Below are 12,069 nucleotides of genomic sequence, written 5' to 3' on the forward strand. Positions count from 1 at the left end.
TCCATAATTTTATGGCTGATTCCATATAGAAAATCCAGATTTTCTTTTTGCGTACTTGAATTTGATTTTCTTTATCATACGGCTTTTATTTCTCAATGCCTTCAACGCATTGTCTTTTTTACTCTCTACAGATTTAGTCTTTTTCTGACTGCCTTTTTCATCTGTCTTGACGTTATCTTTACCTTTACTCAAGTCCACGGCATGCTTATCATCGTTGCTGTTATCCTTATTGTCGCTAGCATCATCATCAGCATGGTCATCATTTGACATATCTTTTGTCGTTTCCGCGACGTTACCTTCCTTATTCTTATCTTCAATTTCGTTTTCTATGTGATGCTCAAGCTCAGTTTGATTGACAATAAGCTGCTGCGTTGGCAAGGCATGCTCGACATCATATTTCGCCACTTGGTTCAATAAATCAACAAACAAAACGTTCTGTTTGTCATAGAACTCAGTCACGCCATTAGCATTAACATACGCCTGTAATTGAATGATATAGCAGTCTTGACGTAGCTCTAAAATATTGACCTGATTCCATTCTTGGTTGGTCAAATAATGCTCATCTATAAACTCATCCAAGTCCTTGACCATCTTAAAGACCACATCAATATCAGCAGTGCGTTTAATATATAACTGATGGAAGAAGCGAAACATATCGCGGGATGTAAAGTTTTCAATCTGCATCGATGAAAAATCACCGTTTGGTACAGTCACAACAGTGCGCGTCAAGGTGCGCACACGTGATGAGCGAATACCAATATCAATGACTGTGCCTTCATAAGTGCCAAACTTACAATAATCACCAATACGTACGGGCGAATCCGCCACGACCACGACACTACCAACAAGGTTTTCGATGGTTTTTTGAGCACCCAGTGCTAATGCCAAACCACCCACACCCAAGGCGGCAATACCCGTGGTCAAATCAAAACCCAAATTACCGAAGATAACAATCACGGCAAAGATCAGCAGCAACGCTTTGACCACTTTGCGTAGCAGCCCCAAGATAGAGACACGTTCAGTATAATTTTTCTTATAACTTAAATTTACCGCACGAGTGAATATGGCATCGATGACTCGTAACAGCAACCAAGTTAATGCAAGCCAAGATGCAATCTCGGTAAAACGATTGATCGGTTCACGTAGCGTCACCGACACGCCTGCATATACCATCACTTCTGACAGTATCAGTGCCATGATGACCACTGCCAGTGGCAATACGACCTTATCAGGTAATGGCAATGGTACGCCGCGCACACGAGGATAGACGATTCGTAATAGATGGTACAGCAGCCATACCATGATATAAGTAAACACAAAGCTGCCGACAGTCATCATTAATGCTGCGGCTAAATCCGCCACTTGATAACCAAACAGCTTTTTGCCTTCTAATGAATCAAAAGTATAGCGAGACACTAACGTTGGTTCGGTATTTTCTATGACCTCTGGTACTGAGCTGAGCGTATCCGTAGAAAACTGCCAGTACTGCTCTCCTTGCTTAGACACCACTCTTTCAAGTATCAGTGGCACACTTTTTTCGCCCACATTAATCGCACCGACGTTTTCTTGGCTTGGCGGTAGCTGATCAGTTAGGTTGCCCTCAGGCGTATTATTAATCTGCAAATCAGGCTGAAAACGCCCGCCTGCATCCAGCGCTTGCTTAAACTGACGAACGATTGTGGTTGGATTGTCAGACTTTGATAAGTTTAAATAATTACTCGCCAGCAGATAGTCATTTTCACCTAACGCACTGATGAAGCCCTGTACGGTATGGCGCGGAGTATCGCGTCCGAATGAATCTGGTATCGGCGTACTCGCCGACTCCTCACTGGTACTGCCACCCATCCCCAATGCGCTGGCTTCAGCAGCAAATGCATTATTGGGCAACAACGCACTCAACAGCATCACAAGCAAAAACAAAATTGCCATTAGTGGCATTTTGATGATTGAGTATGGTGAAGACAACTCGGGACTGGTAATCATAGGAATCAGGCGATACTTAGTAGACAAAACAAACCTCTTAGCATTATGAATGGTACAACGAAGAACAAATGAGTGCTTCCCTATAATAGCAATTATTTATAACAGCAGTGCTTTTGATTACACGTTTTTATGCTCATCTATGTGAATTATCTACTCTCGCCTTTGCTTATGACTTCTAATTTTTTATTACCTTTCACGACACTCCTTATCAATGCCTACTATGAATGAGAGTGATAATCGTTAAATGAGTAAATCGCAATTTATCATGAAAACTCCTCAGCTTACCGTGAATAAACATTAGGTTAAAGTGGTTTATAAAGCGGTCTGTTTTGTAGATAATAAACGCAGTTTTGCTTGTCCACTGTTTTTTGTAATTTTTAGCCATATTAACGTCAGTATGGTTACTTTTTCCCTGCATTTTTTAATATGATTATTTTGGAATTGACTATGTCTTTATCACGTTCATCTTCACGTACCTACCTTCGTTTGAGTATCTTAAGCGCACTAGGTTTACTTGCGGTTAACACAGCAATGGCAGTGACACCTGACGTTGCTACTATTAGCGATAGCGAGCTACCACAAGTTGAGCTTGATGAAATCATCGTAACAGCAACCCGTACCCCTACTAAAACCAGCAATGTGATTGCACAAACCCGTGTGGTTGACAGTGAAGAGCTACAACGTTATCAGGGTCAAAGCGCCCTTGAAGTCCTCAAACATCAGCCTGGTATCAGTCATTATACTAATGGCGGTCCTGGAACCACTTCAAACTTCTACATGCGTGGGTATGGTAGTAATCAAATCTTAGTCTTAATCGATGGTATACGCTATAGTTCAATTAGTGCTGGTGGCGCGACCCTTAGCCTGTTACCTGCTGATCAAATTGACCGTATCGAAATTCTATACGGTGCGTCAGGTTCTAGTCTTTACGGCTCAGATGCCATGGGCGGTGTGATTCAAGTATTTACGAAAGGCACGAACGTTGACAGAACCACTTTTTCAGTAACGGTTGGTGCAGGGTCACATGACGAATATCTGTATGGTGCCAGCGGCCAATTTGCGAATAAAGCCGGAACGACACTAAGTATCTCGGCAAGCCATAATGAAACCGATGGCTTTAATGCGACGTTACCAGGCTCTTATGGTTATAATAAAGATAAAGATGGTTTTGAAAGCGATAATGTCAGTCTTGCCTTAACCCAAAGTCTTAACGAGCAGCTACTTGTAGGTGCAAGCGCCTTGTATAGTAAGTCTACCACTGACTTTGATAACGGCGCTGCAGAAAACACCTACTCTGATCAAGAAAATGGTGCCGCACAAGCGTTTGTCGATTGGCGTTATATGCCAGGCTCTTCAGTAAAACTGCAATATGGCCATTCTATAGATAAGTCTGATAACCCAACTTACAGCAGTGTTTATGATACTAAACAAGACCAAATCAGCTTAGTCGGTCAGCACTTACTTCTTGTTGGTCAAGGTATATACGGCATAGAATATCTTAACCAAAGTATTGATACGACTGAATATGATGTTGATGATCGCGATGTAAGCAGTGCATTTTTGGGTTATGTATTGGCCAATAATCAATTTGATGCGCAAGCCAATTTACGTTTTGATGATGACTCACAATATGGTAATGAAACCACTTATAACTTAGGCGGTGCCTATCATATCAATCCCAATGCACGCGCTGGCATCAACTATGCTAAGGGTTTCCGTGCACCAACCTTCAATGATTTATACTATCCTGGCTCAGGCAATCCCAACTTAAAACCTGAAACTAGCGACAACTATGAAGCCTTTGTCGAATATGACACCACTTTACAATCGACTCGATTAACCGGCTATTATAATAAAGTTGATGACTTAATCGGTTATGTTGCTAACCCAACGCCTGAAAATGAATGGGCGGGCAGCAGTGAAAATGTTGATGAAGCTAAAATCAAAGGGTTATCGCTAACCTCAGATTGGACAATTGATAATTATCTGTTCGGTGGTAGCTATGACTATCAGCAAGCAAAAAATAACAGTGGCGGCACGAACGATGGCAACTTCCTATCTATTCGTCCCGAACATAAAGGTCTAGTGTATTTGGGCTATCGCTTACCAAGCGTAGATATCCGCGCTGAGTATCAATACGTAGGCGATTATTATGGTGGTGTTGCCAATACTGAGTCAGAATTTGTTGTTAATTATGGCTTATTCAATATCAGTGGTAATTATAAATTGACTAACAATCTATCTATGACAGCGCGATTAAACAATATCACTAACGAGAAATACACCACTATACCGGGCTATAATACGGACGGCACTAACTTTTTCACATCTCTAACCTATAACTGGTTCTAATTTCATTTAGCACTAATTAAAACTTAAATTATAAATAATTAAGGCTATCAATCGATAGCCTTTTTTTATGCTAGTAAATACCATAAGTGATTACTATTTATATCAGCCAATAGGTGACAAATTAACCGCCATCTATTACAATAATCACCCTCCGAGAGGTGTTGCGCCATAATATCTGTATTGCATTTAAGCTTTAAAGCCATGCTAATCAGTCCTTATGTTAGGCTCGGTAACTGTTAACACCCATACTTTGGTCATTAGCAGCGCAAATAACGGCACCTGCGTTTTTATTCTTTTTATCATACCTTAACCACTGATAGGAGCATATTATGGACGCAGTGTCTAACACCCCATCTGCCCATACGATCGATCCCTCTTTCACCGACTATAAAGTCGCCGACATCAGCCTTGCTGATTACGGCCGCCGTGAAATCACCCTTGCCGAAGCTGAAATGCCTGCCCTAATGGGTTTGCGTCGTCGCTACGAAGCCGATCAGCCGCTTAAAGGCGCGAAAATCGCTGGTTGTATCCACATGACCATCCAGACTGCCGTTCTTATCGAGACTCTAGTCGCGTTAGGTGCTGAAGTACGTTGGACCTCATGTAACATCTTCTCAACTCAAGACCATGCTGCTGCGGCGATTGCTGCTGCTGGCATCTCTGTTTATGCTTGGAAAGGCGAAACAGAAGAAGAGTACGAATGGTGCTTACGTCAGCAAATCCACGTTGGCGGCGAAGCATCAGATCAGCTTTGGGATGCCAACTTAATCTTGGATGACGGCGGTGATTTAACTGCATTGATTCATAATGATTATGCCGAGCTTCTTGACAGCATCCATGGTATCTCTGAAGAAACCACCACAGGCGTGCATCGTTTAGTTGAGATGCTCAATAAAGGTACGCTAAAAGTACCAGCTATCAACGTCAATGACGCGGTTACCAAGTCTAAAAATGACAATAAATACGGTTGCCGTCATAGCTTAAATGACGCCATCAAACGTGCAACTGATATGTTCCTTGCTGGTCGTCGTGCCTTAGTTATCGGTTATGGTGATGTTGGTAAAGGCTCTACGCAAAGCTTACGTCAAGAAGGTATGATTGTCCGTGTCTCAGAAGTTGACCCTATCTGTGCGATGCAGGCATGTATGGACGGCTTTGAAGTATTGTCACCGTACATCAATGGCGATAACACTGGCGGCGCTGAGAATATCAACACCCGTCTGCTTGAAGACACCGACATGATTGTCACGACTACTGGTAACTACCATGTTTGTGATCGTCATATGCTAGCCGCATTGAAACCTGGTGCAGTTGTTTGTAACATCGGTCACTTTGATACTGAGATCGACACCCAATTCATGCGTGATAACTGGCGCTGGGTTGAAATTAAGCCACAAGTCCATCAAATCTTCCGCTCGGACGACGAAAATGATTATTTGATTTTGCTTGCTGAAGGTCGCTTGGTTAACCTAGGTAACGCGACTGGTCACCCATCGCGCGTGATGGACGGCTCATTTGCTAACCAAGTATTGGCTCAAATGTACTTGTTTGACGAGAAATTCGCAGAATTGCCAGCTGATAAACGTACTGACAACCTATACGTCAAAGTACTGCCTAAGAAGCTCGATGAAGAAGTCGCTGCGGCGATGGTTGCTGGTTTTAACGGTACTCTAACGAAGCTAACTGAAAAACAAGCAGAGTATTTGGGTGTGCCTGTCGAAGGTCCATTTAAGCCTGACGCTTACAAATACTAAAAGGAGCCAGACTGTGACTAAGCCTGCTTTCTCCTTTGAGTTTTTCCCTGCCAAAACCGAGCTAGGTCATGAAAAACTACTCAGTACTTATGATGAGTTGAATAAGCTATCACCTGCGTATTTTTCAGTGACCTACGGTGCTGGTGGTTCAACCCGAAATCGCACTTTAGATATCGTCCAAGCACTATGCGCACGCGGTGAGACTGACATTGCGCCGCATATATCTTGTATCGGTGATGATAAGGCGGAAATCGCTGAATTGCTCGATTTGTATAAAGGTTTGGGCATCAAGCGCTTAGTTGCCCTGCGTGGTGATTTACCATCAGGTCAAGTCGGTATGGGCGAGCTGCCGTTTGCGTTAGACTTGGTTAAGTTTATCCGTGAATATTCAGGCGATCACTTTCATATCGAGGTCGCAGCCTATCCTGAGATGCATCCACAAGCGCGTAGCTTTGCGTTTGATGTTGACAACTTGGTCAATAAATACCAAGCGGGTGCTAATGCATCGATTACCCAGTTTTTCTATAACGCTGATAGTTACTTATATTTGCGAGATACCTTAGAGAAGCGTGGTATCGATACGGTTGCTCAGCCTTTAATCGCTGGTATCATGCCAATTACTAACTCAAGTAATTTGGTACGCTTTGCCGATAGCTGTGGCGCTGATATTCCGCGTTATGTACGTAAGCAGTTGTCTGACTTTGGCGATGACCGAAAAGCCATTCGTGAATTTGGTTTTGATGTGGTCTATCGTTTATGCGAGCGCCTAATTGCTGAGGGCGTACCTGCCATGCATTTTTATAGCATGAATAAGGTCGAGCCAAACAAGCGCTTGGTTGAAGCACTCGGCTTAGCTTAATTGCTCATCGTATTTATTAAATGTATTTTTTAAAGACTGGCGTTCCTAGGAGCGCCAGTCTTTTTGGTATAAGAATTGCACTAATGCAAATTCTACTAAAGATAATCCCTTTACCCTCTCAAACGATATTCTGCTAAGATATTTGAAAATATTATTCAAACAATAGGACTAAGCAACTGTGCGACGTTTCTTTTATGCCACCAGCGATGATAACAATCCATCAGAGACAAATTACCCTAAACTTAGCACTTTGCCTATCGGTGCTAGTACCGAATTAACAGAGAGTATCGTCCATCATTGGTGCCGTGTATTGCGTGCCAATATTGGCGATCAAGGCATATTATTCGATGGCTTTGGCGGCGAGTATCAGGTGCAGCTACAAGCCATCAGCAAAAAACACGCCACTGTGACATTATTAGCACATGTAAATACTGACCGAAGTGCGGCTGTCTTCACTAAGATCGGTCTAGTGATGAGCCGCGGTGAACGCATGGACTATGCTATTCAAAAATCCACCGAGCTTGGTGTCACTGCCATTCAATTGCTAAGTAGCCATCATGGCGAGGTCAATCTAAAGCCTGCCCAAGTAGAAAAAAAACTGGCACATTGGCAGCAAGTTGCCATTGCCGCGTGTGAACAATGCGGTCTTAATCGTCCACCGCTTATTATTGCGCCTGTGTCCATAAATGACTGGTTACAAAAGTCAGTGACTCACTCTGCCGATGCGCAAATGGACGTTTGCCCTCCTACTACCAGCACTATTGTCACAACCCTTAGCCAAGACCCTTATTATCAAATATTACAACAACCAGCAGATTTGCGTCTGCAACTGAGCGTACCAGCTGCAGGACAACCAGCAATGCCTAGGTCGCTACCAACAGTCTTAACGCAACAATCTCCTTATATTGAGCTGCTAATAGGCCCTGAAGGTGGTCTGAGCGTTGATGAATGCCAGCAAGCAGCCAAAGCTGGTTTTGAACCTTGGCAAATTGGCTCAAGAATCTTACGCACCGAGACCGCACCCGTGGTGGCGTTGGCGACTCTGCATGCTTTGAGCTATTATGGGTAAATATCCTATGCGTAATCCTAATTGCTGTTCCGTTTCGACGTGTTGAGTCCAACTATGACTGCTTTCGCCCCTATTTCCATCGCAGACAAGCAGCAACTGCTGGCCGAGTTATGCGAGCAGCTTGATGATGCCATATTCATCTTGGATGCCAATTTACGCTATCTATCGGTCAATGCCAGTTATGAGATTATCATTGGCTACAGTGAGTCATTTTTGCTTGGCAGACCACTTGGTGTTTATGCGGCAGAGTTTTTATCAGATGAAGAAAGAGCCGTTTTAGCAGATATTACTAACCATCTAGACTGCAATGGTTTTTATGAAAACGACTTTTCGATGCCGAACCGTTATGGACAAATACTTGACTGTCACATGACTTATCGCAAAATCTGTGTCAATCATAAGACTTACTATATCGGTATGGTGCGTGATATGTCCTCGATCGTCAAAGATCAACAGCAAGTGGCGCATTTGCTCAATTATGATCAATTGACTGGGTTACCAAACCGTAAGGTTTTCTTGAGTCAGACCAGCGACCTATTGTTGGACAGCTATCAAGAAGTCGTGATTGTGCGCTTTAATATTGACCGTTATCGCAATCTAGCAAGTTTGCTTGGCCCTGACGGCATCAACGCTTTGGTAAAAAACTTTGTCACACGCCTGAAGAACCTCAAGCTCGATAATTTACAGTGTTTTTCCCATTTTGGCGGCGATGATTTTGCGTTATTATTCGAATTTAATGACGCTAATATAGTACGTCATCAGCTAGACAGCTTAATGCAAATGTGTGAACGCCCCTTCTCCTTAGATGAAAACACTGCGACAGACGCCAAGATTTATTGTCATATTTCCGTCGGGGTCAGTTACTTTCCCACTAACGACGATGAAGTGACAGGATTATTGACCAAGGCTGAAAAAGCGCTGCATTATGTCAAGCAGCAAGGCGGTGATGACATTTGCTGGTATGATACAGCCATTGACGAAGCCACTGCGGGTAGCTTGCAGTTAGAGGCGGAACTTAGAGCCGCTACCACTGAAAATCAGTTTGTTCCTTATTATCAACCAAAGTTTGAGCTGGCTACGGGCATCATTATTGGTTTTGAAGCGCTGGTACGTTGGCAACACCCGACTCGCGGACTGCTAAAGCCGATACATTTTATCAATGCCATTATCACTCATAAACTGTCGTTTGAGCTGTTCTCGCACATGGCGGTTCAAATTGCTAAGCAGTTATCGACTTGGCAACAGCAAGGATTTTGTCAACATATCTGTATCAATGCAGATGCCGCCGAATTTAGCCACCCTGAGTTTTCTGAGATGGTCAGCAGTTTACTGGTGCAACACCGTATTTCTGCGCATCAGCTACATATTGAAGTCACCGAGTCATCCTTAATTCAGCGTCATGCAAATGTCAAAAAACAGCTTACTTTGCTCAAAGAGCTGGGAATTTGTCTGGCGTTGGATGACTTTGGCACCGGTTATGCCTCTTTGAGTTACTTACAAGAATATCCATTTGATTTTATTAAAATTGATAAAAGTTTTATATCCAACATCGACACCGATCGTACCCAATATGCCATTGTAAAAGCTATTTTAGACTTGGCAATGGCACTTGATATGCAGGTAGTCGCCGAAGGCATCGAAACCGAACAACAGCGCGATGTGTTGCTAAAAATGGGCTGTCAACAGGGTCAAGGCTATTGGTTTGGCAAACCAGTGCCAGCAGAGGCTGCGACTGAGATGTTGATTCAGCAGTACGCCGCCAAATAAACCCCATTTAACGGATGTTTATTTATCCAGTATCATGAGTATTTTCATATGGTTATTTGCATCTCCTCTTAACGCCTAACGTCGATTGTATAACCGATGCAAGATAGGTTCATGACTTATCAGTGCTGTCACCAAACTTGTATAATCCCCTCTGAAAGCCTATCTTTTATAGTGAATTTGTTAGAGCTCATTGAGTTTCAAGCTTACTCTGACCATCGCCATTCTTTTCAATACTATTTTATATAGCCGACAACATCGTCAATCTGCATTATTGCCTAGCATTTATTTGGGCTCGTTAGATTAATATGGGCTGGACTTGTGCACTAAGTAACAGTGCAGTCATGTGCCTACCCTTGATGATGATTGGTTATATTCTCAAAAGGACAGGAAGTTATGCAATACAAAGCGCCCTTACGTGACATTCAATTCGTGATGCATGAGTTACTCGACAGCGAAAGCCATTATAAAACCCTGCCAGCATTCCAAGAAGCGGATCGCGAGCTAATGGACAGCCTGTTTGAAATGGCGGCAAGCTTTGCTGAAAATGAGCTATCACCATTGAATCAAAGTGGTGACGCTGAAGGCTGCCAGTTTAACAATGGTCAAGTGACCACGCCAAAGGGCTTTAAAGAAGCATACAAAGCGTATTGTGAGCTTGGCTTCCCAGCGTTGTCTGCTGAAGAAGACTTCGGCGGTCAAAATATGCCGTTCTCATTATCGACCGTCATTAATGAAATGGTTGGTACAGCTAACTGGTCATTCTCTATGTACCCTGGTTTATCGCATGGTGCCATTCAAACCATCGAGCATCACGGTACGGATGAGCAAAAAGACATATATTTAGAAAAAATGATCAGCGGTGAATGGTCAGGTACTATGTGCTTGACTGAAGCACATGCAGGTTCTGATTTAGGTATTATTCGTACCAAAGCTGAGCCTAAAGAAGATGGCAGCTATAGCATCACTGGTCAAAAAATCTTCATTTCAGCGGGTGAGCATGACTTAACCGACAACATTATCCATATCGTTTTGGCTCGTTTACCAGGCGCGCCTGCTGGCACAAAAGGCATCTCACTGTTTATCGTTCCTAAGGTAACGGTCAACGAAGATGGTAGCCTAGGTGAAAACAACAACGTCGTTTGTGGCTCTATCGAACACAAAATGGGTATCAAAGCCTCAGCCACTTGCGTGATGAACTTTGATGGCGCAACGGGTTATCTGATTGGCCCAGAAAACCGTGGTCTACAGTGCATGTTTACCTTTATGAACGTGGCGCGTATTGGTACCGCAGTGCAAGGTTTAACAGCAGCAGAATATGCGTTCCAAGGCTCATTGACTTATGCCAAAGATCGTCTAGCAATGCGTTCATTATCTGGTGTTAAAGCCCCTGAAAAAACAGCTGACCCTATCATTGTACATCCAGCGGTTCGTAACATGCTGTTGACTGAAAAAGCCTTTGCTGAAGGTGGTCGTGCTTTGGTTTATTACCTCTCACATTTTGCCGATACCGTCGCAAAAGGCGAAGGCGATGCGCTTAAATTTGCTGATCAAATGTTGTCACTATTGACACCGATCGCTAAAGCATTCTTGACTGAAACTGGTCTAGAAGCGGCTAACCATGGCGTACAGGTTTATGGTGGTCATGGCTTCATCAGCGAATGGGGCATGGAGCAAAACGTCCGTGATACGCGTATTGCTTGCTTATACGAAGGTACTACTGAAATCCAAGCACTCGATCTACTCGGTCGTAAAGTATTGGGCTCACAAGGCAAACTGCTTGCAAACTTTGTCAAAATCATTCAGACATTCTGTGAAGAAAATAAAGAAAACGACGAGATGGGTCAGTTTATTCGCCCACTTGCCAAACACCTTAAAGAATGGGGTGATTTGACTGCACGCATCGGCATGCAAGCCACTGAAAACCCAGATGCGGTTGGCGGCGCTGCAGTTGATTACATGTATTTCAGCGGTTATGTAACGCTAGCCTACTTATGGGCACGCATGGCATTAGTAGCACAAACTGAACTTGCTAATGGCACTAGCGAACAAGCCTTCTACGACGCGAAAGTAAAAACCGCGCAGTTCTACTTTGCTAAGCTATTGCCACGTACCACCACTCACGTACAGCGTATCAGCACTGGTGTTGAACCATACATGAGCATGGACGTTGATCAGTTCGCTTTTTAATTAGACGTTAAATACTGCTAATACTGTATTTTTATCGGCAACATACTCAGGTGTGTTGCCGATTTTCTTAGCGCTATTAAAATGTATAACGAGTAGAG

General features: G+C 43.4%; 7 protein-coding genes. 6 read left to right on the plus strand and 1 reads right to left on the minus strand.

What is annotated here, in order from left to right:
• Positions 1-9 precede the first annotated feature (9 nt).
• Positions 10-1,983 (minus strand): mechanosensitive ion channel domain-containing protein, encoded by a 1,974-nt coding sequence (locus tag JMX82_RS04615; protein ID WP_201539745.1) that lies wholly within the window; start codon positions 1,981-1,983, stop codon positions 10-12.
• Between the two features lie 447 nt (positions 1,984-2,430).
• Here JMX82_RS04615 and JMX82_RS04620 point away from each other — a divergent pair, with 447 nt between their 5' ends.
• The 6 genes from JMX82_RS04620 to JMX82_RS04645 all read left to right on the plus strand — a co-directional run bounded on the left by JMX82_RS04620 (position 2,431) and on the right by JMX82_RS04645 (position 11,971).
• A complete protein-coding gene (locus JMX82_RS04620) occupies positions 2,431-4,335 on the plus strand; it encodes a TonB-dependent receptor domain-containing protein (protein ID WP_201539658.1) in 1,905 nt (634 codons plus the stop codon).
• A 329-nt stretch (positions 4,336-4,664) separates the two neighbouring features.
• Positions 4,665-6,089: an adenosylhomocysteinase gene (gene ahcY / locus JMX82_RS04625; protein WP_201539659.1), complete on the plus strand. Its 1,425-nt coding sequence runs from the start codon at positions 4,665-4,667 to the stop codon at positions 6,087-6,089.
• 13 nt (positions 6,090-6,102) lie between these two features.
• Positions 6,103-6,948 carry a methylenetetrahydrofolate reductase gene (locus tag JMX82_RS04630; RefSeq protein ID WP_201539660.1) on the plus strand — a complete coding sequence of 282 codons (846 nt, stop codon included), beginning with the start codon at positions 6,103-6,105 and terminating at the stop codon, positions 6,946-6,948.
• A gap of 178 nt (positions 6,949-7,126) precedes the next feature.
• Positions 7,127-8,017 (plus strand): 16S rRNA (uracil(1498)-N(3))-methyltransferase, encoded by an 891-nt coding sequence (locus tag JMX82_RS04635; RefSeq protein ID WP_201539661.1) that lies wholly within the window; start codon positions 7,127-7,129, stop codon positions 8,015-8,017.
• 54 nt (positions 8,018-8,071) lie between these two features.
• The gene (locus tag JMX82_RS04640; RefSeq protein WP_201539662.1) at positions 8,072-9,784 is read left to right on the plus strand and encodes a putative bifunctional diguanylate cyclase/phosphodiesterase; all 1,713 of its coding nucleotides are present in this window, start codon (positions 8,072-8,074) and stop codon (positions 9,782-9,784) included.
• A gap of 393 nt (positions 9,785-10,177) precedes the next feature.
• A complete protein-coding gene (locus tag JMX82_RS04645) occupies positions 10,178-11,971 on the plus strand; it encodes an acyl-CoA dehydrogenase C-terminal domain-containing protein (protein WP_201539663.1) in 1,794 nt (597 codons plus the stop codon).
• Positions 11,972-12,069: the final 98 nt, after the last annotated feature.

It is taken from the genome of Psychrobacter sp. 1044 (assembly GCF_904846525.1).
Classification (GTDB): Bacteria; Pseudomonadota; Gammaproteobacteria; order Pseudomonadales; family Moraxellaceae; genus Psychrobacter.